At 27.8% G+C, this 24,669-nt stretch carries 21 protein-coding genes and 1 pseudogene; 1 reads left to right on the top strand and 21 read right to left on the bottom strand.

The genetic code is table 11. The annotated features are described in order from the left end of the window. The 7 genes and pseudogenes from KIB46_RS12645 to KIB46_RS12615 form a co-directional block, all read right to left on the bottom strand. A pseudogene (locus KIB46_RS12645) lies at window positions 1-489 on the bottom strand (helix-turn-helix domain-containing protein); the annotation flags it as partial. A 74-nt stretch (window positions 490-563) separates the two neighbouring features. After that, the gene (locus KIB46_RS12640) at window positions 564-4,640 is read right to left on the bottom strand and encodes an immunoglobulin-like domain-containing protein (RefSeq protein ID WP_291672325.1); all 4,077 of its coding nucleotides are present in this window, start codon (window positions 4,638-4,640) and stop codon (window positions 564-566) included. A 1,162-nt stretch (window positions 4,641-5,802) separates the two neighbouring features. Continuing rightward, window positions 5,803-7,227 carry a 6-phospho-beta-glucosidase gene (locus tag KIB46_RS12635; protein ID WP_156561432.1) on the bottom strand — a complete coding sequence of 475 codons (1,425 nt, stop codon included), beginning with the start codon at window positions 7,225-7,227 and terminating at the stop codon, window positions 5,803-5,805. A gap of 55 nt (window positions 7,228-7,282) precedes the next feature. After that, on the bottom strand, window positions 7,283-8,581 hold the full coding sequence (locus KIB46_RS12630; protein ID WP_156561433.1) for a PTS transporter subunit EIIC: 1,299 nt from the start codon (window positions 8,579-8,581) through the stop codon (window positions 7,283-7,285). A gap of 26 nt (window positions 8,582-8,607) precedes the next feature. Beyond that, a complete protein-coding gene (locus KIB46_RS12625) occupies window positions 8,608-8,907 on the bottom strand; it encodes a PTS sugar transporter subunit IIB (protein ID WP_156561434.1) in 300 nt (99 codons plus the stop codon). 30 nt (window positions 8,908-8,937) lie between these two features. Next, window positions 8,938-9,264 (bottom strand): PTS lactose/cellobiose transporter subunit IIA, encoded by a 327-nt coding sequence (locus KIB46_RS12620; protein WP_156561435.1) that lies wholly within the window; start codon window positions 9,262-9,264, stop codon window positions 8,938-8,940. Between the two features lie 126 nt (window positions 9,265-9,390). Then, entirely contained in the window at window positions 9,391-12,069 is a 2,679-nt protein-coding gene (locus KIB46_RS12615) for a sigma-54-dependent transcriptional regulator (protein WP_156561436.1), read from the bottom strand. A gap of 507 nt (window positions 12,070-12,576) precedes the next feature. Here KIB46_RS12615 and KIB46_RS12610 point away from each other — a divergent pair. Next, window positions 12,577-12,678 carry a putative holin-like toxin gene (locus KIB46_RS12610; RefSeq protein ID WP_035294721.1) on the top strand — a complete coding sequence of 34 codons (102 nt, stop codon included), beginning with the start codon at window positions 12,577-12,579 and terminating at the stop codon, window positions 12,676-12,678. A 423-nt stretch (window positions 12,679-13,101) separates the two neighbouring features. Here KIB46_RS12610 and KIB46_RS12605 read toward each other — a convergent pair whose 3' ends face one another. From KIB46_RS12605 to KIB46_RS12540, 14 genes are all read right to left on the bottom strand, one after another. Further along, on the bottom strand, window positions 13,102-13,470 hold the full coding sequence (locus tag KIB46_RS12605) for an alpha/beta fold hydrolase (RefSeq protein WP_291672316.1): 369 nt from the start codon (window positions 13,468-13,470) through the stop codon (window positions 13,102-13,104). Between the two features lie 347 nt (window positions 13,471-13,817). Then, a complete protein-coding gene (locus KIB46_RS12600; protein WP_195951753.1) occupies window positions 13,818-13,997 on the bottom strand; it encodes a hypothetical protein in 180 nt (59 codons plus the stop codon). Window positions 13,998-14,147: 150 nt separating this feature from the next. Then, window positions 14,148-15,824 (bottom strand): recombinase family protein, encoded by a 1,677-nt coding sequence (locus KIB46_RS12595; RefSeq protein ID WP_291672314.1) that lies wholly within the window; start codon window positions 15,822-15,824, stop codon window positions 14,148-14,150. 613 nt (window positions 15,825-16,437) lie between these two features. After that, a complete protein-coding gene (locus KIB46_RS12590) occupies window positions 16,438-16,689 on the bottom strand; it encodes a Mor transcription activator family protein (protein ID WP_049178067.1) in 252 nt (83 codons plus the stop codon). Window positions 16,690-18,237: 1,548 nt separating this feature from the next. Beyond that, a complete protein-coding gene (locus KIB46_RS12585) occupies window positions 18,238-18,546 on the bottom strand; it encodes a DUF960 family protein (RefSeq protein WP_087326177.1) in 309 nt (102 codons plus the stop codon). Window positions 18,547-18,629: 83 nt separating this feature from the next. Continuing rightward, the gene (locus tag KIB46_RS12580; protein ID WP_291672310.1) at window positions 18,630-19,256 is read right to left on the bottom strand and encodes a hypothetical protein; all 627 of its coding nucleotides are present in this window, start codon (window positions 19,254-19,256) and stop codon (window positions 18,630-18,632) included. A 74-nt stretch (window positions 19,257-19,330) separates the two neighbouring features. Next, window positions 19,331-19,636 (bottom strand): hypothetical protein, encoded by a 306-nt coding sequence (locus KIB46_RS12575; RefSeq protein WP_291672308.1) that lies wholly within the window; start codon window positions 19,634-19,636, stop codon window positions 19,331-19,333. A gap of 19 nt (window positions 19,637-19,655) precedes the next feature. Further along, a complete protein-coding gene (locus KIB46_RS12570; RefSeq protein WP_195949586.1) occupies window positions 19,656-19,994 on the bottom strand; it encodes a hypothetical protein in 339 nt (112 codons plus the stop codon). Window positions 19,995-20,091: 97 nt separating this feature from the next. Beyond that, on the bottom strand, window positions 20,092-21,381 hold the full coding sequence (locus tag KIB46_RS12565; RefSeq protein ID WP_195949585.1) for a transcriptional regulator: 1,290 nt from the start codon (window positions 21,379-21,381) through the stop codon (window positions 20,092-20,094). Continuing rightward, the gene (locus KIB46_RS12560) at window positions 21,374-22,216 is read right to left on the bottom strand and encodes a DNA adenine methylase (protein WP_195949584.1); all 843 of its coding nucleotides are present in this window, start codon (window positions 22,214-22,216) and stop codon (window positions 21,374-21,376) included. Before KIB46_RS12560 ends, KIB46_RS12565 begins: the two co-directional genes overlap by 8 nt. Window positions 22,217-22,346: 130 nt before the next feature. After that, window positions 22,347-22,607 carry a hypothetical protein gene (locus KIB46_RS12555; RefSeq protein WP_195949583.1) on the bottom strand — a complete coding sequence of 87 codons (261 nt, stop codon included), beginning with the start codon at window positions 22,605-22,607 and terminating at the stop codon, window positions 22,347-22,349. A 125-nt stretch (window positions 22,608-22,732) separates the two neighbouring features. After that, the gene (gene rlmH / locus KIB46_RS12550) at window positions 22,733-23,212 is read right to left on the bottom strand and encodes a 23S rRNA (pseudouridine(1915)-N(3))-methyltransferase RlmH (protein WP_156561437.1); all 480 of its coding nucleotides are present in this window, start codon (window positions 23,210-23,212) and stop codon (window positions 22,733-22,735) included. A 63-nt stretch (window positions 23,213-23,275) separates the two neighbouring features. Next, window positions 23,276-23,815: an Hsp20/alpha crystallin family protein gene (locus KIB46_RS12545; protein WP_291672300.1), complete on the bottom strand. Its 540-nt coding sequence runs from the start codon at window positions 23,813-23,815 to the stop codon at window positions 23,276-23,278. A 70-nt stretch (window positions 23,816-23,885) separates the two neighbouring features. Further along, entirely contained in the window at window positions 23,886-24,527 is a 642-nt protein-coding gene (locus KIB46_RS12540; RefSeq protein WP_156561439.1) for a lactate utilization protein, read from the bottom strand. Between the last annotated feature and the right edge of the window lie 142 nt (window positions 24,528-24,669).

Below are 24,669 nucleotides of genomic sequence, written 5' to 3'. Positions count from 1 at the left end.
AGTACACTTTGTATTTCTACGTAATTTCATTGGTAAATCTGTATTCTTTACATCCATAAATCCAAGATCTATATAGTTATACAGTGTCTTGGTACAAACTATTTGAGATCGATTAAACCTACCGGTAGCGATAGCTTCCCCAACACAAGCATCTGGGGAGCATGAGTCCTTTGTGATTTTGTCTACAGTGTACTTAATAAAGTCACTACATTCTAATAGTTTAAAATTGCTACAAGAATTTCAACGATGCTTTTTATATACCGCTTCGCCAGTATCGGCAAGGTATACTTCAATATGGTTTCCTTGCTTTATTTGAGTAGTCGTACCACGACGTATTTCATTTAGAATAGTATTTATTGATCTGCCAAGTTCTTTAGATATCCTATATGCTGAAAATCCATCTTTTAAGCGAAGCTCTATAGTCATACCTTCTGAAAAATTTAAGTGTTTATTTTTGCGTGATTCTGTGTTAATATTTGAGTGATCCATAGTGATTATCCTCCGTGTATGTTTTTGTTTAGCGATTAAATCATAACACAGAATAATCCACTATGGATTTTTTATTAATTCAATTTCATTTTACAATTAGTCGTTTTTTTCTTTAAAATATATAATCCTAATACAATAGCAGATAATCCTGAAACTACTAAATGTATTAAATCATTATCACCTGTTTGTGGTAATTTATTATTGGAATTCTTAGGACTATTATTTTCATTGTTTACATTATCATTTGAATTTCCAGTATTGCTACTATTGTTATCACTACTATTACCATGACTTCCATTGTTTCCACCATTATTAGGTTTTTCAATTCTCTTTATAGTTACTACCCTAAATACTTCTGTCAAATTTCCAGCATTGTCGCTTACTCTATAAACAATTGTATAATTTCCTTCCTTGCTTGTATCTACAGTTCCCTCAACAACAACTTTAGATGTTATATCTCCATCTCTATCATCTGTTGCTACGACTCCATCCATAGGGTTAAACTCGTATTCTACTGGAAACTCATTTTCTTTTGGTAACGTAATTGTTGGTTTTACAATATCCTTATCTACAGTAAAGTAATTTACATTAGTTCTAGAAAGTCCACCAAAATCATCTTTAACTTCAGCATACCATCCATATACACCATTCTCAGCATTTTTTAAAGTATATGATATATCTGAGTCATTTGTAACACCACTTACTGTACCAATTACCTTATCAGTATATACATTTATATCTAAATTAGTTGTTTCAATCACTTTTTGTTTAGGCTCAATTCCTAATTCAGCAAAATGAATTTCAAACGTTTCTTCACCTAATATAGTATCCCCACCTGCAACTGTGTCTTTTGCATCATAATCATCAAGTGATGGTGAATATGTTCTAAATATTATCTTTTGGTTATCTAAATCAAAATGCATTAATCTTATATAACCCATACCACCTTCTGGTAAACCTTGATAATCAAATAACATCTGATAAACTTTTCTATCATTTACACCATCATTATTATCATCAAATTCAATTACTACAGTTTGTGCATTATGATAATGCCCTGATAAAACCATACATACATTAGGGTTATTAGCAACTACTTCATCAAATATTCTTTGTGGCTCCTCACCTAAACCACCACTTGCAAGTAGATATTCATGGAAATTCAATATAGCTTTTCTTTCTGGATATTGCTGTAAAACTTTATTCATCCATTCTATTTCTTCATCTCCAATAGACCATCCGACATACATCATTATAAAATCAATGCCACCTACAGTTATTAAGTCATAATGTGCTTTATTATCCTTATAACTCTCACCATACCATGGATTATTATAAAATCTACTTTCACCAAAATAAGTACTATAATTTGTATAATCATTTGTTAAATGATCAACATCATGATTACCAGCTAATATTCCATAAGGGAAGTTAGCATCATCTAATTTCTTATATGCGGCATCAGCATTTTCCCATTGAGAAATCATTCCTGAATCATCAATAATGTCTCCATTATGGAATAAATATTGAATATTCATTCTAGGTCTATTTGCAATTAACCAATCATGTATATTTAATTGATGCTCATATTTACCAATAATATTATCATTATCTGGTGTATCTTCATTATAATATTGAGTGTCACTTTCTATTGCAAATGTAAAGTCGTATTGATTTCTATCTAAATCATTTTCATTACTTGTTGTAATGCTTGTATTTTCTGTTGCATTAGCTGATGTACCTGCTTCATATTGATTTGGAGTATGTCCCTCACCATTTTGAACCATAATTCTAACCTTATTATCTCTTAAATGATTCTGCAAAGAAACTGTTCCCGTTAATTTAATTTCATTTTCAATAATCTCATCTTCCGTTGAAACTATATCAAACGCTCCAGTAAAATAATTATAAACATACATTTTTGTTTTTAAATTGTTTGATACACCTGTCCACTCTACCTTAATTGTTGCATTTTCATTTACATCATCACTTAACTCAATATCAAATGCTTCATATGGGAATCCATTTGCAGAACCTTCAGTAAACGCTAAATCACTAGTTCCTGAAGTCTGGCTAATACCTTCCGCTTTAGATATATTACTATCTCCTAAAACGTATCTTTCTCCCTTTTTAAAATCAACTGTCATAATATCATCTGTGCTGTCTTTAACATGTATTGAGAATATTGGATCTGAATCTAATATTTCTCCATTTCCTGGCTTAATTTCTAAACCTATTTCTGCACTTTCTTCTGGAATTATAAATTTAACTTCCTTAATTGATTCATTATTACAATTATCACGTGCATTTATTATTAATGTATGATATCCTGGTGACAATTCAAGTGATCTAAATTCATATGGTAATTCAATATTTCTTCCATCTAACTTAGCTGTTACATCATTCATCCCCGAAATATCATCTTTTGCATCTACTGTTATTGTATTAGTTCCTTTATACACTTTTTCATTCTCTATGTTTGTAAATATTTCTGGTGCAGTATTATCAACTAAAAACTTTACATCTTCTCTTTCATTTAATTCATTTATTACACCGCTTAAACTATGCTCTCCATCCTCAAGCTCAATAGTGTTTAATTCATATCTTAAAGCATTAAAGGAATCATTACTTGGGCTAAATACTGCATTTAGTACTTCAACTTTTCCATCTGAGTCTCCCATTTGTATTACTTCTTCAGGATTCTCATATCCTTTTGGTCTTAATATAGTTCCATCTGGTAAAACTAATCTAATATTCTTAGTAACAAAGTCATCATTATTCTCTTCATTATGTTCTAGAGCATTGGCTTTATTTCCTGCATGAATATCTATTTGAATAGTTTCTCCTTTTTTGAAATAAGTAGGATCTACATCAAAAGCTACAGTATCCCAATTATCATAAGTGCCCTCATTAAATATACCAAGTACTGTATCTCCTATTGCTACTGCATTTTTAAAAAACACGTCTGTTTCCTTAATATCAAATACTATCTTAGCATTATTTTCTATTGAAGAAACTGAATCTAATGTTTTATTTTCCCCATCTATTAGTAATTCCTCACCAGTAGTAATTACATTTTTAACTCCATTTAAAAACTCATTTTCATTAATATTAAATCTAATGTTGGAATCATCTAACTCAAGATTGGTTATTCTTTTTACATCAGTTTTTACTACTTCAAACCCATCACTAACCTCGAAATAATAATCATAATATGCCTTACCAATTAAATCATATTTAGATATTTCTTTAGTGAATATGTTATTCTCACCTTTTAATAAGTTATACGTTTCATATTCATTCATTTTATTACTTTTATAACTTAATTTAACTGTCTTAATATTAGTTTCTTCAGATGTTGCATTAACTTTAAAAATTAATCCTTCATCGTCTGTAAATGTATCTGATGTCATATTCTCTACTACTGGTAAATTTTCTGGTTTATTAACTAAAACCTTTGTTGGTTTATCTTCATCATTAACAATTCCAGGATCTGGTTTGCAATTATTGGATATCATGATACTTTTATTTGATGCATCATCATACTTATATTTTATAGATTTATCAGCTGATGTATCTTTTACTCCATCCATGTTATATGATACTAAATCTACTTGTTCATATACACTTGTAGTTAATCTTAAAGCTCTTGCTCCACTATTAGCCATTCCTCCATTGTACAATTCAAATATATTTGTATTAAGTTCTAATTTTGTATCAAACTTTTTATTAAAATCATCTACTGTTAAGTGATTATTTTTTTCGTTCTTAATCCAAAATACAATAGCCTCACCGCTTTGTATTTTAACATCATTATTTATGTCTATCCATAAAACATCACTTCCATCACCCTTATCAGGATAATTATAATATAACTTATAATCTTTTAGGTTTAGTTCTCTATTTGAGTTATTATAAACTTCTATAAACTCATAAGCATCTGATCCATTAACATTAGAAGAATCAGGTAATATTTCTGTAATTAATAATTCTTTATCTTTTACTTCACTTAATCTTATCAATTTATCATTTGTATTTTCAATTAGCGAATCTTGAAAATCTAATGCTATAGCCTTTATTGGATTTAAGCATAATAATGTAGCTAACACTAAAGAAAATATCTTACTTCTATATAATTTTCTTCTTATCATAATTCCTCCTGTAAAATAATCTTATTAAATTCCCGTAAATATTTACAAGTATCATACTACCATATTAAAATAATCCTAAATATCAAGTTAATGTAAATAAAGGTAAAATTTTTTAACATACTTTATGTTTTAATAACATATTTTTTACCAAGTATAAAAATATAAGGAGCTGTCGCATTAGCGGAATAAAATCCGTTAGCGACAGCTCCTTTAATTAAACTTTGTAATTCTTAACTACTTAACTATACTTACTCCTTTCTTAATATTTCTCTCTATATATAAAAAGAGTTAATGCTTTTTTCATTAGAAACATTAACTCTTTTATCAGATTTATAATATATATTTAATCACATCAATAAAAACAGTTGATTTAGCCCCAATATCATTAATTTAATAAAACAACATTACTGTAAAGCAAAGAGTATGGAATTAAAAATACCTTGCTCTTTTCTGCTAAAAAGCTTGACAAATATTTAGAAAAAAGTGGTTAAACTTCTTAAATATATAAATTTTTAGGGGGATTACTAATAGCTAAATATTGTGATTATGTTAAAGCAAAATTAAATTCAATTATCAAAGAAATGGTAAAAGAACCTGAATCTTTTGCTAAAAATCCTAATAAGGGTTTTGTTAGAAATCGTAAATTATCACTTGAAACTTCTATGAAACTATAATAACTAATTTATATGAAAAAGAATTTGGCGTAGATATGATAAAGGAACTTTATCATATGAAGTTGGCAATAGAGACATCATTTAGAGAACTAAAATATGCTATTGGATTAGTAAACTTTACTAACTCCATCCACATTTGTAAATACTTTTTTTAGACACACCCCACTAGATATTGAAGCTTTAATCCAAAAGAACATATTGCCTGTAAGAAAAGGATGGATAGACACTAGAAAAATCCGTTCCAAATCTTCAGTAATCTTCCTTTATAAAGTAGCATAAATTCAATCGTGTGATAAAATTAAAAGTCACCTAAGAATATTTTTATATTTTTTAGGTGACTTAACTATTAAACAAATCTTATCTAAATTACATTGACCCTTGTAAAAATATTTTATCCCAATTATTATTAATAAGGAGTAGATTTTATTTATTTTACACAAAATTCTTTACATAGTCTATACTTTAATGCTACAACTACATTAAAATTATTATAGTATTTCTCCATTGCTTTCTATAACTTTTTTATACCAATAAAAAGACTTTTTCTTTGATCTCTTTAAAGTGCCTTTTCCTTCATTATCCTTATCCACATAAATAAACCCATAACGTTTCTTCATTTCACCAGTTCCTGCACTAATTAAATCTATACATCCCCATGGAGTATATCCTATAAGATCTACACCATCTATAGTTACAGCCTTCTTCATTTCAGTGATATGTTTTCTTAAGTATTCAATTCGATAAACATCATTTATTGAGCCATCTTCTTCTACATTATCCACAGCTCCTAAACCATTTTCAACTATAAATAATGGAATTTGATATCTATCATATAAATTATTTAGAGAAATTCTTAATCCTACTGGGTCAACTTGCCAACCCCAATCTGATGACTTTAAATAAGGATTTTTTATTCCTCCCATCATGTTTCCTGAAGCTTTTTCCTTATTCTTTTCATCTGTACTTACAACAAGTGACATATAGTAACTAAAACCAATAAAATCAACTGTTCCTTCTCTTAACGCTTTTTCATCATCTTCTTCCATAACTATATTTAAATTATTTCTTTCAAAATACTTTTTCATATAACTTGGATAATATCCTCTTACATGAACATCCGAGAAGAAATAATGAGTATTCATATTCTCCTGAGTAGCTCTAACATCATTAGGATTGCATGTTTCAGCATAAGCTAATGGATATACCATCATACAACCTATCTTGAAATCTGGATTTATTTCATGCCCTAACTTTACCGCTTTTGCACTAGCTACAAGTTGGTGATGAGCTGCTTGGTAAATAATCTCTTCTTTATTATCTCCATCCTTAAATCTTATTCCTGCTGGAATGAATGGATGCAATGTTATAATATTAATTTCATTAAATGTCATCCAATACTTAACCTTGTCCTTATATCTTGTGAAAATTGCCTTACAGTAGTTTAAATAAAAATCTACAAGCTTTCTATTTTTCCATCCTCCATAATTTTCAACTAAATGATATGGCATTTCATAATGTGAGATCGTAATAACAGGATCTATTCCATTCTTATTACATTCATCAAATAAGTCATCATAAAATTTTAACCCTTCTTCATTTGGCTCTAATTCATCACCTTTAGGGAATATTCTTGTCCAGTTAATTGATGTTCTGAAACACTTAAATCCCATCTCTTTAAATAGTGCTATATCCTCTTTGTATCTATGATAAAAATCTATTGCTTCATGTGATGGATAATACTTTCCTTCAATTATTCCCTCTGTATATTCACGCTTAACATTTAACGCACCAGCTGTTGCTACATCAGCAGTACTTACTCCTTTGCCACCTATATTCCATGCACCTTCACATTGGTTAGCTGCTACAGCTCCCCCCCATAAAAATCCTTCTGGAAACATATTCAATTTACTCATCTCTCTCCTCCTCATAGTTAACTACACTTATATTTCTATAATAATTTTTTATTTATTAATCAAAATCTATATCACTAAAATCTACTTCATCATCAGATTCCTTCTGCTCTTGCTCATAAGCCTCTTTATCTAAGCTTCTAGCAAATGGTAAATATATAATGAATGAAACTACTACTAGAATCATTTGTAATGCAACTACTGAGAAACCACCTTGTAAGAATCCACTTACTCCTATTGGAGTACCTAATGGAAGGGCTGCTCCCATTAATCTTGGAACAAATCCAAAATAAGTTGCATAATAAGCTATAATTGTACATACAACTGGTGTCGCTACGAAAGGTATAGCTAACTTCGGATTCATAATAACTGGCGTACCAAATATTAATGGTTCATTTATACTGCAAATACTTCCTGGTAAAGATAAATTCCCTAATGTTTTATAACGTTTACTTTTACCTTTAAAAGACATATATAAATTTAATCCTAAGGTTCCTCCTGATCCTCCGACTAATACATAAACCATTATGAATGCACTACAAATTATGTTTGGTAGTGGTTCCCCACTATTATAGGCTTCTAAATTTTGAATATTTAGTGATGTCCATATTGGCATCATTATTGACATTGATACCATCATTCCATGGATACCAAATAACCATAATACATGTGCTACAATCATTACTATAATTAGAGAAGTTAATGTTCCACCCAATCCTTCTAATGGAGTTTGTACAAATTTATATACAAATCCATGTACACTTGCAAAATCAGTTTTGCTGAATATCATTGCAACAACTGAGAAAAATGGAATTACTATAAATGCTGGTACTAAAGCTGTAAATGAACTACTAATTGTTGGTGGTACTCCATTTGGCATCTTAATAATAATACCCTTTTTAATAATTGCAACATATAATCTTGATGCCACTAATCCTACAATAATTGCAACGAATAAACCTTTTGCTCCTAGCCACTCAAATGATATAAATTTTACTTTTTCAGCAACTACAAGTGGCGTAACTACAAAAAACGAAACAAGTGAAAGTAATCCTGCTATTGCCCCATTACCTTCAAAACTTTCAGCTAACTTATAACCAATAAAAAATACTGAATATAAAGCAATTAAATCTGTAGTAAAAGTTATTGGCAACTTCAATACTTGTCCTAATCCGGAACTTGTTAAAAACTCTTGATATGAACTAATTGGAAGATTAGCTAAAAGAGTAAAAATTGCCCCTACTATAATTGCTGGTAATATACTTGCAATACCATCTGACACAGATTTCAAATATCTATTTGTAGTAATCTTATTAATAATTGGTTGTACCTTTTCTTGAATAGTTTTATTATTCATTTGTAATTCCTCCAATTTAAAATTTTCTATTTTGTTAGTGCTGCTTTTAGAACCTTAGCTCCGTTCATCATTCCATAATCTGCACTATCTATTACCCTTACTCTAATTCCTTTTGGCTCATATTTTTCTTTAAAGTCTTCAAATAAAAAGCTTACTTGTGGTCCTAATAGAAGAATATCTGTTTTATCCTCATAATCTTCGAACTTAGATTGTGGTATAGCTATAATTGATACAGGCAAATTATTTTTCTTAGCCACTTCCTCCATTTTTGTTACTAATAAGCTAGTTGACATTCCTGCAGCACAAATTAATGTTATTCTTTTCATGATAATTCCTCCTAAAAAAATCTTATATTTTTACTTAATTATATTTTTAATACTTTCTAACTCTTCTCTTGTATCTATTAGTTCTATTGCAATATCCTTAATTGTAATTGCATTCATTAAATGGTCTTGAGCATGTACCATTAATAATGTAACTTCTGCTCTTTTTCCTGCAGCCTCATCTTGAATTAAAGATGTTTGAATCTCATGAGCTTTATTCAAACAGTCTTCAGATATTTTTATAGTTTCTTTAGCTTCTTCTATCTTACCTTTCTTAGCTAGTCTAATGGCTTTCATAGAATTGCTCCTTGAATCTCCTGCATTCACTATTAGTCCAAATATTATTTCTTGATAATCCATTTTTCATACCACCTTACTTTTAAATTTTTTCTATGCCTATATCTATAGCAATAACCGTGCCAAAACTCATTTACCTTCTTGTTTCGTTAAATAAAAAAACTCCCTAACATAGGGAGTTTTCAAGCTTTAACGCTCCTTAAAAGTTCCTTTAAAAAAACTCATTATATAACATATCTCATTTGTATTAATATGTGTTTCGTATTTTTCTTCAAGTGTTTCGCATTCTCTTTTAACTATACAATACAGTTTTTCATTGCCTTTAATAAATTTATCTTTATCAATAAACTCTTCAGATTCTATATTACTTTGTGCCTTATCTAACATACAAGCTATATGTAATGTTATACCTATTAATCTATTAGTTTCTATTCTTTCGTTTAAAGATTCTTGAATATTGTTATTAAATTCCTTTATATCCCTTAATACTTTATCTCCATCTATTTTCTTTAAATGCATCCTTAAGGTATCATTCATTTTTATATATGTTGTTTCAATATCTATGATTTTTTGTATTCTTGATATACCATTCTCAATAAATATATCTTGCAAATCAAATTGAGGTACTTTTATATTTACTTCAAAGGAGCTTATAATTGCCAATAAATCATAATTATCCTTCAAATTTCTAATCCTATCTTCTATAGATTTACTATCAACTAAGTTTAATGTTAAAATATCAATTAGATTTTTATCATAATTTAAATTATCATTTAATAATCCCTTTATACTTTGAGCCCCACCTTCACCAGTAGTACATATACATAAAATTGCTAACTTTTTATTGTTTTTATTATCTTTAATTATATTATCAGAAATATCAACAATATCCTCTTTATATAGCTCATTAACCCTTAAAGTTTCTAATAAAATTTCATCTAAACTACATCCTAAAATAGCTTTTCTTGTTGCTTCAATAACATGTAGCGTACTTACTAGTGGAAATATCTTAACCCTAATATTAAATTCCGATTCTATTTCCCCTCCAAAGGTTGTTAATGACCCCATATCAACTAATAGTAAAATATCAGATGATATCTTCCTATCCCTTATAAATCTTCTTATTCTTCTTAACACCTCTTCAGGTTTTTCATTTATAGGTGCATTTATACCTATTGCATACTTGCTCCCTAATAATGAATTAGCTGCATCTGCCATTGAAGTTGCTGTCTCTGCACCATGTGCTACAACAATTATCTTTACTTCCTTATCTTTATTAATTTCTACTTTATTATCATAAGAAAAGAACATAGCTAAGAATCCCGCCTCATCTATAGGCATCCTTATATCTAGTGCTTTTTCAATTATTCTCAAACAATCTAAAGAAATATTAAACTCTTCTTCATTTTCTGTTCTTATTTTATTTAATTGAGGATTTGTTATTTTCTTATTTGACCTTACCCTCTCTATTGAACTATTAATATGAACCGCCATACCATAATATACTTTATCACTAAATTTTCTATCAAGATTTCTTTCACTATACTCGATTATTTCTTTAATCACTTTAATTATTTCTTTATTTATAAAACTTTCTAATTTAGAACTGTCAAATGTATTTTCAATCTTTTTAAAATACTCTTTTACTTCATTCTTCATAGCATCTTGAATTATTTCTTCATTCATACCCTTACTTTTTAATTCATGGTACTTTATATTGATCTTCTCGTATATACTGTTGTCATCCTTGTAATCCTCAAAAATTATTTCATCCTCACTTTTATCAAATATATAGTATTTTTTATTTATTTCTATAAATTTACTCCATAACTGTCTATGCTCTATATCTTCATATAATCCTTTTCTTATATGTTCAGGTAAATCTAAACTATTAATACTCATTTCCTTCTTTTTGCCTGAAATAAAGCTTGCATATACCTTAGCACATATCAATTGAATATCAGCCCTTAATTGACCAACATTATTAGTACACTCATATACCAATAATGCTTTAATAGAGTTGACTGATAACTTTATCTTCTCATTTAACCTTCCAGACTCTTCCCTCATAAATGTACTAATAAGATTATATCTTTCTTCTATAGTCCTATCTTTTATATTAGGAATATGAATAGTCATTGGTATTCTTCTTGTAAATGTCTTTAATAAAGTAGTATTAGGATCCTCTGTTGTTGCTGCAATAATTAAAACCTCTGCTTCACGCTCTACTTCTGTCTCTCCCAATCTTCTAAATATACCTTTATCCATAAATGTAAATAACATTTCTTGACCTTCTGGAGGTAATCTATGTACTTCATCTAAAAATAATATTCCACCATGGGCTTTTTCTATTAATCCAATTTTGTCAGTATCTGCACCTGTATATGCACCTTTCTTACATCCAAATAATTGAGATATTAGTAATTGAGGATTGCTAGCATAATCTGCACAGTTAAAAATTATAAATGGAGCATCAGAACTAAACCTCTTCACTTCCAATGCATAAGAATGAATAAGACTTGCAAACATAGATTTACCTACCCCTGTTTCTCCTAATATAAGCATATTCATTCCATTTGGTGGATATAAAATAGCAGCTTTTGCTTGTTCAACAGCATTATATAAACTTTTATTCTTTGAAGCAAAAAGGTCTAAAATACTATCAGCATTATATTTTTTATTCGATACCATAAATACAGTTGGTTTCCCAACCTTTTTTGTTACTTTTCCCTCTTGACAAAGTTTATTTAAATCACTACTTACATTTGCTCTACACAACCCTAGAGAATTAGCTATTGTTATAGTAGTTACTCCTTGCCCATTATCTAAATTCTTTAACTCATTATAAATATTATCTTTTCTTCCCAAGTATATCCCTCCCTCCACCTCAACAACGTTTTCATAATTTTATTATGGTTTATCTAAATTGGAATGTCAATAAAAACAAAAAAAGCAAAAAACAATGATTTTATGTATGTATTCTTTAGAATATAATACTATTTAAAAGTTTACTTGTTGACCTTTGAAATATTCATTTATTTTTAATGTAACCTCTCTTCCTAGTAATTCAAATAATTCTTCATATACTCCATTGTAATCTGATTTATCCATCCTAATCCTATAGAAACTAGTTAATGTCCCTTCTATTTAGAAACATTAACTCTCTTATCAGATTTATAATATATATTTAATCACATCAGTAAAAACCTCACTTAATACTGATACGGTTCTCCGTAACTACTCTAAATGAGGTTTTTCCATTTTATTCTTGTGTATATATTCTACATAATTATGGTATAATTTCAAAGTACAATTTAACAGTTGAATGTGGGCTACTGGTATCATCCACCTTTCTTGTGAAAGGAGGTGATACATGTGAGTAACGATACTTTAATGTTACTATTTCAGGCAGGATTATTTTTACTAGCACTACTAACATTTATAGTGTTACTTATTGATAAAATGTCAAAAAAATAGTAGCCCCAGGTCGAATTGGTCAGCTACTATTTTTTATAAACTAAAAATTCTAGTGATACCAGTTGCCTAAGCAACTAGAATTGTATAAATAGGGTGCTACCAACATCCTATTTTTTTATTATCTTCATTTCTTATTTATATTATATCAAATTTTTATAAAAATAAACATATATAAATTTTAATACTTAAAATAATTACCTACTAAACAAATAACTTATCTTATTCTTTGAATAATACTATATTTTAATTGTATTATTAGCTTTATTTCTCTAAGATCTTCAATAATATCATCAACAAACTGTACCCTAGAATTTTATAATTGTTGTCTATTGTAAAAATCATTAAGTATTTCTGCTAATTCTTTTGGAGCATCAATGTTTACTTCATGTCCAAGATTTTTTATATACTGTATCTCTGCTTTTATTATACTTCTTCACTTAAATTTAAACTCATCATTGATTTTGTTAATTTAATAAAGTCTTTCTTCTTCATTCCCATATTTTTAAAAGAGGACTCTGGTATAAAACTAAAAATAATATTTTGAAGTTTAAGCAATACTTTAGGCATTTCATATTGTGCTGCTATTAATATCAATGACTTAACTTTTTCAGGGTTATCTATAGCATAGTTTAATGCAAGAACTGCACCTAATGAAAGTCCACATAGATTTAATGGTTCTGAAATATTATCGCAATACTCGGAGAAAGCATTGTATAGATTTTCATATGAAATATCTCCCCCCTTAACAAATAATGATAACTCTGGACAAATAACCTGCTCTTCTTTCATCATGTAGGAAAGTGTTTTATTCCAACTTGATGAATCTTACCCAAGTCCATGAATTAAGATATATTGCATTATATTACTCCTCCCGGTCAAATTCCTATTTGTCTAATATTTAAAATCTCTCTATATTTATTACAACTTATTTTATAAATACATTATTACTTAATTACTTATGATACGATATTTTAACTTATAAAACTAGCCTTAATCCAGTTATATCAATCCTTAATACTATAAACCTCATTTATTTATGGTATGGTTCTCCGTATCGGTAGTAAGTGAGGTTTTTTATCTATTATACAAACTGAAATTTATCTATTAGATTTATATGAATAATTCTAAAGTTAAAGTATTTATTTCTTATCGTTCATCACTTCTATAATATATTCTTTAAATTCTGATTTTATTTTAGGTAAAAGAGCTATTATAGCCTGTCTTACTGCTATTTTAATAATTAAATAAAATATGTACATCATACCTAAAATTAATATTGCACTAAATGATATATTTCCTAATATTTCTCCTAAATCCATATATGTTCTCCTTTATTTTCAATTTAATTATTAATCTCTCTAGATATCAAATTCCTATTTATACGATAAATATAAATACTTTCACACAATAAAATTATACTATTTATTGGTAATTGTATCAATATTATATATTTTTATTAAATTTATACTTTATATAGCAATATCCAAGTTCAATACACTCATTCCAACATTTCTTAACATAAAAGAAGAAGGAGCATCCTTTATAGATACTCCCTCTTCCTTACTTATATAGTCAACCAAGCTATCATTTATTTTTAGTTTTATTGAGTCTATTTCTCTTGTTTCATTTATAGTTATTTCTGATATTATCATATGAAGTAATTTCTTCTGTTGTTCTCTAGTTGCACTTTCTGTTAGCACCTTACTGAAATTCTCTAGTATGCTCCTTACGAATTCATACGGTATTTCTTCACTCACATCATCTGAAAGGGTTACTAGTAATGGTTCTTTTTCCTCTTGAAGACTTTTTGCTCTTTTATTTAGCTCATCTTTTCTCTCCTTGAACTCTTCCTTAGATATTAGTTCTTCTTCATATGCCTCGAAAAGTTTAGTTTTCTTCCTATCTATCTTTTCAAGTTCTTTATCTATTCTTTCTAGCTCTTTCTTAGCTGGACTTATCTTTTTATGTCTTTCTTTATTAATGTTATTTACTATAGATTTAACCATTTTCTCATTAGAAAGTAATTCTGAAATCTTATTAAATACATATTCATTAGCTTTATCAACTCTTATTGTATTAGAGTTACATACACTTGTACCTTTATTCTTCCATGCTCCACAACAGTAGTAAGCTATTCTCTTCTTAGTTCCATCAGCTAACTTATTAGTAGTTCTTGAAATCACCATACCAGCTCCACATTTAGGACATCTTAGTATTCCTGTTAGTGGATATTCACCATCATATATTCTTGAAGGTTTACCTTTCTTACTCTCCATGATTGCTTGTACCTTATCCCATAACACTTCATCTATTATAGGTTCATGTACTCCATCCGTTATTATTGGATTAGCATTGATGTTTCTTCTTCTCTTTTCTGACCAGTTCTGTCTTACATTGTATCTAACTTTTCCTATGTATACTGGGTTAGTTAGAATTTCTCTTATTGAACCTACTGAAAAATCATTACCTTTCTTAGTCTTATAACCTAACTTATTTAGTTGATTGGTAATAGCCTTATATCCTTTTCCATTAACATATTCATTAAAGATTAATCTTACTGACCTTGCTTCTATTTCATTAATAGTTAATTTAGTTTTTCCTCTTTTAGTTCCTTCTTTATTCTCCATAGGAACTAAGTCATACCCTAAAACTCTTCCACCACACCATTCTCCTGCTTTTGCTTTTGCACACATTCCCATTTTTACATTTTGAGCTATAGTACCCCTCTCAAACTCTCCTATCAATGCCATCATTTGAAATTGCATTTTTCCTGCTGGAGTACTATTATCAAACTGCTCTGAATAAGAATTGAAAGCTATATTATTCTGTTCCAATACATCTACTATCTTTAGAACATCTGAAAGCTTTCTACTAATTCTATTAATCTTCCAAGAAATTACCATTTGAAACTTTTTATCTTGTGCATCATTTAGAAGTTCTTTTAATGCTGGTCTATTTTTTATATCTTTACCACTTATTCCTCTATCTGAATATACCTTATAAACTGAGTAATTCATTCTATTACACCAATCTCTTAGAAGTCTTTCTTGCTCATCTATACTATATCCTTCCTCTGCTTGTTCTATTGTACTAACTCTACAGTATATAGCAACCTGTTCTATCTTATTTACTTTATCTATATTCATTTTTATTCTCCTATAATCATTAACTTATTTCTACTGAAAATATCGACACTATCGCAACTACGGTTATGACGATATTTTCTATTACAATTATTCTTGGATAGTAAGGGGTAAAGGTAGATAAGTAAATAAAAAGTTTTATTTATAAAAAATAAATTTTTATTTTTTAATTTTATTTAGCCCTACTACTTTACCCCCTTTCCCCCCAATCATTTATTACGATCTTATTATTGGATGCATCTTACTTCCCCGTTTTCCCCGTAATCCCGTAAGATTTTATTATTGTTATAAAAAACTTATTTATTTTTCTCCTGTTTATTATAGACCTATTATTTTTTTATGGGTTTGCGGGATTTACGGGAATTATACATCTTGGTGTTGATTCTGGTTCTATTTAGGACTTATTACCTTTTTCTTCAATTATTGATTTCATTGCTCTTGGACGTATGGTCGCATAGAGCTTTCACTCTTTTCTTACTTACATTCTCTTTTTATGTAACTCTTTTTACCTCTATTTAGAAATTTAATATGTCCTTACGTCCAACTTATTGATTTTCTTTACTGCTATTCAACCTAAATTAGACCTACTTACAACCTCTATCAATCCAATACTACTTTAACTAAATTCAATCTTATTTAACATCTTCCTCAACCAATTAGTTGTGTAATCTAGCTTCTTAGATAATTCTTTCAAGTTCTTACCATTGTAATTTTTTATAAGATATTCTTCTATGTACTCTTTAGAATATAATCTCATTGGAAAGTTCACTTGTTGCCCTCTGAAATGTTTATGTATTTTTAATGTATTTTCTAATCCTAGTAATTCGACTAACTCTTCGTATACTCCATTATAATCCGACTTATTCATATCTACTCCTCCTAAAATATAAAAAGAGTTAATGCTTCTTCTATTAGAAACATTAACTCTTTATCAGATTTATAATATATATTTCATTACATAAGTTAAAACAGTTGATTTAGTCTTTCTTTGTTGTTTTTATTTTGAGTGTTATTATTTATTCTCACTTTCTGAAATCTCTGCTTTCTAGTATGTTATTGTTGCTTTCTGATGTATTTCTCTTTATTGATAGATTAGATTTTTATCTCTTTCTATTGTTATTATTTTATTATCTATTGTAATTTATTAGACTTTATTAACTCTATTGATGTCAATTGGTATATTTATTATAACTTCTTATTAATTTATTCTCTATTCTTTTTTCATGCCTTTATTTTTACTATTATTATTGATTCTTACTTTCTTGATTTTTACCTTCTTACATATTTGTTTTTTTTATATATTTCTCTTATTGATAAATTATATTTATATCTACTTCTATTATTATTTTATTATCTATTATTGATTTATTGGATTTTATTAATTCTATTTGTATTAATTGATATAGTTATTATGTCTTCTTGATTATATCATTATATATTGATTATATTTTATTTATCTTATTGTATCTATTTATTACTTATTATTGAAATTTATTAATCATTTATTTTTATTTATAATTATTCTTATTATTTTATATTTATTATTTTATTTTTATTGAAATAGATTTTTATTAATCTATTTCAATTCTTATTTTATTATAAGGCTTTAGCCCCCCTATCCCCCCGTTACTATTTCCAAGTCCCAAGTCCTTAGTTCCTATTCCCTAGTCCCAAGTTTCATTATTTTTATGTTTTATCATTTCAATTCTTTTTATTTTTGAGTGAATTTAGTTTTTCCTATCACATATTATTTGTTATGACTTATCCTTGATTTCAAGTGGAATTATTGAGCCTAGGATTTCCTGTACCTTCAACCTCACATGGTCTTTCATGCCTTGTTATCCTAGGTTGTAATGTTATGAAGCTATTATTTACTGATTTTTCTTTATTGCTTACCATCTTATTTAGAAAACATTCAATTTATCCTCTCTTCGCAGTTTTTCATTCCTATGGCTACATTTATTCACATTTTCTAAAATATCTGTTTTCTGATGTGTTAACGTTGCTTTTTAGATGTACTTAGATTGATTGTAGTTACAGTTTTTCTATTTACTCTACGTTCAAGATAAATTACATCTTTACTTAGACTTCTTCTATTCTTTCTCCTCAATCTTATTCTAACTGAAAATATCGTCACTATCGTTACATCGACACTACTATTACAACGATATTTTCTAGTAGTTTATTATTGTTATAAAAAAAATTAGCTTATTGTTATAATATCATCACAATTAATTTATTATTCTTATTAATTGTGATGATACCTTATTTCATACTACTTCTTAGTTGTTGCTTCTATTGAAGTTGCCACAACTGTTAATACTGTTCCAAGTACCTTTATTACTGTTACTATATCCATGACTTTCTCCTCCTATTTCTTAAATTATTACAATCTTCATTTATCATTACTTTTTAATCAATACTCTTCTGCTAAAAGCATGATATTATAATCATTCTCATCAATTATGAATATTTTTAAATCTTCTTCTACTAAGCTACTTAACTTATTAAATGTATAGATTTTCTTATATTCTGATACTTCTTGTGTATGATCTATTATTAATTCTTCATTACTTCTTCTTATCTTAAATACTTGTAGATAATCTAACTCTATTTCTTTGCTTTCTTTTAAATCATCAACCATTTTCCATAACATCATCTGTAATGAAATATCCAATGTTTCTTTAATCCCTCTCGTCATATACCTATTATTTTTATTAAACATATTCTTTTATCTCCTTATTATTAGCCTTTCATCTTTATCTAAAAGTAAAAAAGGCTATACCTTATTAACTAAGATATAACCTCTTAACAATCTATTTCAGAATATAAATATTTATTATATTCATCTTCATATATGTTTTCTGGAGCAAGTCCTAATAGTTCTTCAATATTACTTCCTCTAATTAAGTCATCTATTACATCTTCTTTACTTGTTTGCTCTATCCAATATTCAACTAGTGAGTCCTTATCTATTAAGGAATTAACATAAATCGCATCATCAAGTAGTTCATCTAATAGTCCTATTGCAATATCTCTTAAGTTATCTGAACTTTTATAAATTATGCTATAATCATCAAGCATTACATAACCTTGTTCATCTAACTCATTACACCAATTAATAACATAATCTATTGATAAATCTTCTAATCCATTCCCTTTCATAGTTTGGTACATAGAAATTATCCTATCATCAACTTCATTATCTCCAATTTCTTTTGCTAACTTTACGGACATACTCCAATTATTTAAGAATTCTTCTTTTAGTTCTTTATTACTTATACTGTTTATTAATTTTTCTACACTTCTTAATTCTTCTGTTTTTATACTCTTATATTTATCTAATACCTTCTTAATTTCTCTTATTATATATTGCTGAATTATTAAAGAAACTTCTTCATTAACTGCAATGAACACATTATCTTTATTAAACATTTATACTCCCTCTTTCTATAGTTTTATATAAATAGAAAAAGTCTTAATCACTCTCCTTATAGCAATTAAGACTTTTAGATTTTATTTATTTCTTGCTTTAGCATTTCAATGAATCCTTCTGAAAATACTTTCTCTCTTATTGACTCTTTTATTAGCTCTATTAGTTCTAGTTCTGTTACATCAAGACTTCTTGGAATATATGTTTCATCACCTCTTCTAGTTGCCTTGTAGACACAGAATCTTACTTCATCTCTCTTTAGCTCCTTGATGTAGATTTTCTCTATTGAGTATGTGTACTCTCCTTCTCCAACTTTTCCTTGATTTATTATCTTACAGTATTTAGTTTCCTTGATTATCTTTTCTTCACTCTTCTTACCCATGTTATTCAACCTCTCTCCCTTATTCTATTAGGAACTTAGAAAGTTCTTCTGTTGTTACTACTACTATTGCAAAATCACTTGAAAGCAAAAATAGTGAAGAAGTCCAATTAACTCCTTCACTACATTCAATTATATCAGTATATTCTGGTATTAAACCTTGTAATTTATCTTGTTTCATTATTTTGATATCTACGATATTTTCTACTATAACTACATATCCACCTAAATCAGATTCTATATTCCTATTATCTCCATAATTTTCATTTAGTATATCTATTATTGCTTTCATTCTTTCAATTACTTCTGATGGTATATTATTCACCTCTAATAGTTGACTTTCTTTATAAACTTTTTTCACTCTGTACTCTCCCTTCTAAATATAAAAACTCTTACCTGTATATATAAATACAAGTAAGAGTTTTTATCATTCCATATAATAATATATATTTAAAATTCTATTCTGATACTATCTTAGTTAATTCTATTATCCAATTAACCCATCCAGTTACTGTTGAAGCCCTTCTTTCATATGTACTATTCGCTTGAACTTTATATAAATTTGACTCTTCCATAATTCTTACAACATCTTTCCTAGCTGGAATCTCACTATATTCTAAGCATTCCTTAAAACATTCTCTAAAAGCTTTATGTTTAAATATTAATTCAACATATTTTAACTGTCTTTCTTTATATCTTAATTTAAATATATTTCTTCCTTCTGCCGTCAAAAAAAATTTTACTCCATCTTTTCCTCTTTTTTTGTCTATAAGACCAAGATATCTTCCTGCATCAGTATAATAGTTTGTTTGTCTAGGGTTGAAATCATAATTTACAGTTATTTCTTCCTTAGTCATTTCATTTTTATATAATAATTCACATAAATTAATAACCCTATTAAAGCTATCTGCTTGTGGAAATGGTATTTCAGGCTCGTCCACAACTTCTGTATTATTAAACTTTTCTATAATATCATTTATTTCTATATCTATATTTTCAATTGTATAGTTTTTTTGCTTTACCAATACTAATGAATTGTAATTTTCTTTATCTTTAAATTCATACTCATATAAATTATAAATCCCATTAGAGTAAACCATAAATATTGGTTTTACTTTTTTATCTATTTTATTACTCCATAATCTATATGGATAATAAAGCTGTCTTATTATAAAATCATCCGAAAGTGAATTTTTTGCCTCAATTAAACTTAAAGTTTTGACTCCCTCATAACCACCATCTATTTCTATTTGAGAATTTTCAACCTCAACTTCCATCTCATCACTATTAATATCTTTGATTTTGAAGCTAAATAAATCTGAACTCATTCTTCCACTTACTGTTGGAACTATTTCATCATCATCTACGAAATCATGTATTATTCCAGAAACATATGCACAATTAATTGCCATAGCTTCACTACTGATGTTTTCATAATCTATACTAGTAATATATTCCGGAAATTGTACTCTGACAACTTCCGGATTTATATTTTCAAAGCTACTATATGCTTCAAATTTAGAAATTATATAACTTCCTCTAGTAATTGGTAATATTGAAAGTTTGTTATCAGCAAAAACTTTAGGTAAATTTACTTTATGGTCAAATTTAGTCATCAATCTAGCTTCTCTTACTTCATTAATTTGTTTTGATGTAATTTCAAATTTACCACTTCTTTCGACCTCGGAAATTATATTATATTTATTAAACAAAAATTCCCATGCTATATCATTTTTACTCTTACTCATAATTTCTCACTAACACCTCATCTACTTCCCCTCTAGCATTACCATTAGAATTTATTGCTCGTTTAGCCTTAACAACTTTTATATTATAATCCTTATATAAATCTTTAATAAAGTCTGTTGCAGAATTTGATAATAAAAATTTAACACCTTTTTTGTCTAATTTATCACATAATTTTTTTAGTCTTATTTGTTCATCCCTATTAAATCCCCCCTTATCATATCCAGTAAAATTAGCACTACTAGAAACTGGGTCATATGGTGGGTCTAAATATACAAAAGAACCTTTCCTTATTCCTTTTAAACTCTGCTCAAAATCACTATTTAAAATTTTTATATCAGCTTTATTAAAATACTTACTTACAGCCCTAAGAGTTACTTCATCTACTATGTTAGGGTTTTTATACTTACCAAATGGTGAATTAAACTCACCTGACTTATTAACCCTAAATAATCCATTAAAACATGTCTTATTTAAATAAACTATTCTTGATGCTTTTTCAATGTTAGATAACTTTTCATATAACTCTCTATCTCTATCCATTTCTCTAATTCTATAAAAATATTCTGATGTATTTTCATGTTTTCTTAAATCTTCTATTAATAATTCTACATCATCTTTAATTACATTATATAAATTTATTAATTCACTATTAACATCATTAATAACAGCTTTTTTAGGTTGCAACTCAAATAATACTGCTCCACCACCTATAAATGGTTCATAATATGTCGTATATGTTTTGGGTAACACTTTTTCTATTTCACCCATTAACTGTCTTTTTCCACCTACCCACTTTAACACTGGTGCTGCTAATAATATTTTATTCTTTTTCATATTGTTCCTCCAAAGTATTATATATTTAAGTATAACTTAAAAAGACCATTAGAACATATGTTTTTTAAATTTTTATTCTTACATATAAATAACCTTTGATTTTTCAAAGGTTATTTATATGATATTAAACTTATTTATCTACTTCACTACACAAAATTCCTCTAGGATAACTATCCTTTTCGAATCTACAACTTTCACAATGGCTCTGTGGTCCATCTGGTCTATTGCCTGATGCTCTCTTTGGAGTTGTTCCAAAGTCATCAGGATATGAATAATAAACATGCTCTTCTCCATTTTCAGTTGAGCACCTTGGACAAGATTTTAATGTCCCATCCTTATTATATTGAGAGCGATTTAATATTTTTCCACATATTTTACATAATTGTCCCATAAATAAAGCCTCCCTTAAATACATAATTCTCATTACTCTAATTATATTACAATAGGCATTATTTTTAAACATGTATATTATTACTTATACCATTTTTCATTATCCATTTTTAGTAAAAACCTCCTTTACTTGTGATACGGTTCATTATTTATAATTCTAAATCCCCTATATACTTGCTCTAAAAGCATCACTCTAAATAGTTGATGTGGAAATGTCATTTTTGAAAAGCATAGCTTATAATTTGCCCTTTTAATTACATCTTCCGATAGACCTAAACTTCCCCCAATTATAAAAACTATATTTGAATTTCCTGTAACACCACAATTTGATATAAACGAAGCAAACTCTTCAGAAGTTATTTGCTTACCTTTTAAGTCCATGGCAACTACATAAGAATTATCCTTTATCTTAGATAGAATTAATCTACCTTCTTTTTCTTTTATTTGTTGTTCTTCTTTTTCTGATGCATTATCTGGTGTCTTTTCATCTGGCAACTCTATAACTTCTAACTTACAATATCTACTCAGCCTCTTTGAATATTCCTCAATTGCTTGTTTTAAATACTTCTCTTTTAACTTTCCTACTGCAATAATTGAAATGTTCATAAAAATATCCTCCTTTGTGGTAACATACTAATATATTACCACAAAGGAGGATTAAAACTCACTTTATTCTACCTTATAATTATCTACATCTATAATGGTTGGAGAATCATCTTCTACAACAGCATCCTTAGATTGTATCTGTTTTCTCTTAGGTAATGTCAACAACAATAACTCATTATCAAACGATGCTTTTAATTTTGTCACATCTATTTCTTCTACATAGAATGTTTTTACTAAGTCTCCACCAGTTTGAATTATTGTCATTCTTACATTTTTACCATTTGAATATGTTTGCTTTTTCTTAATGGTTAATATAGCTTTATTTTTCTCAAAATCTATATTTACATCCTTTGGAGTTAATCCTGGCAAATATCCTTTTATCAAATAATATGGGCCATAATCTTTTATTGATATATCATAAGCATCCTCATTCATCAAATCATCAACCATATTATTTACAAAATCACTAGATAAAAGTTGATCAACCATTCCATTTATAAAATCATCATTTAGCAAACTATTTAATATACTTCCATAGTTAAAATTATTATTGTTATTATTCATAGGACTATTATTAAACATAAAAGGAAACATTCCAAACATATATACCATCCTCTCATAAAGATGCTTTTATAATATATATGTATTAAATGGTTCCTTTTTTGATACAATTTTAATATCCTACCTCTTTATTTAAAAATATAACATGTATTCTTCCTTTTATACTTTGTCTTTTTATAACAGTGTACTCACTACATATCCTTTCTTTACTATTGCAGTTCATGCAATATCCTACCTTTGTACAAGGAGTATTTTTATTTAATCTTTTTGCATTAGCTGGTGCACTTATTGTTTCATTCCTTTTTATAGCATCCTCTAATGTTGGAACTATCTTATTAATACCACATATGATAATTACTTTTTCTGGTCCATATAATAAAGCTGCTACCCTATTTCCATTCCCATCAACATTATATAGTTGTCCATCTTCTGTTATGGCATTACTACTAGAAAAATATGCATCTGCAAAAAAGGCTTCTTTATAAATTTTCACTAATTCCTCTTTTGTTAATCCTTCCTTATATCTATCTAGAAACCTATATCTATTGCTTCTTAGATGATTTATTACCCCTGTTTCAAATAAAGACATAGAACCACCACACGCTACCATTGAACCTTCTGAAACTATTTCTTTAATTTTATCTATTAATTCCTCTTCATTTTCAACTAAGTAACCATTCATATTATTTTTCTCTAAAGCTTTAATTGTTCTAATTATTTTTTGTTCATTAACCCACTTTAAATTCTTATCCATATAAAAACCTCCTCAATACATCTTTAAGTAAATTTTATCATATAAGAAGGAGCTGTCGCATTAGCGGAATAAAATCCGTTAGCGACAGCTCCTTTTTTCCTATTTTACGAATAACCTTTAGATATTATTTGTACTTAAACAC

The organism is Clostridium sp., from assembly GCF_018372875.1.
Lineage (GTDB): Bacteria > Bacillota > Clostridia > Clostridiales > Clostridiaceae > Clostridium.
This window is presented reverse-complemented; position numbering and strand designations above follow the sequence as displayed.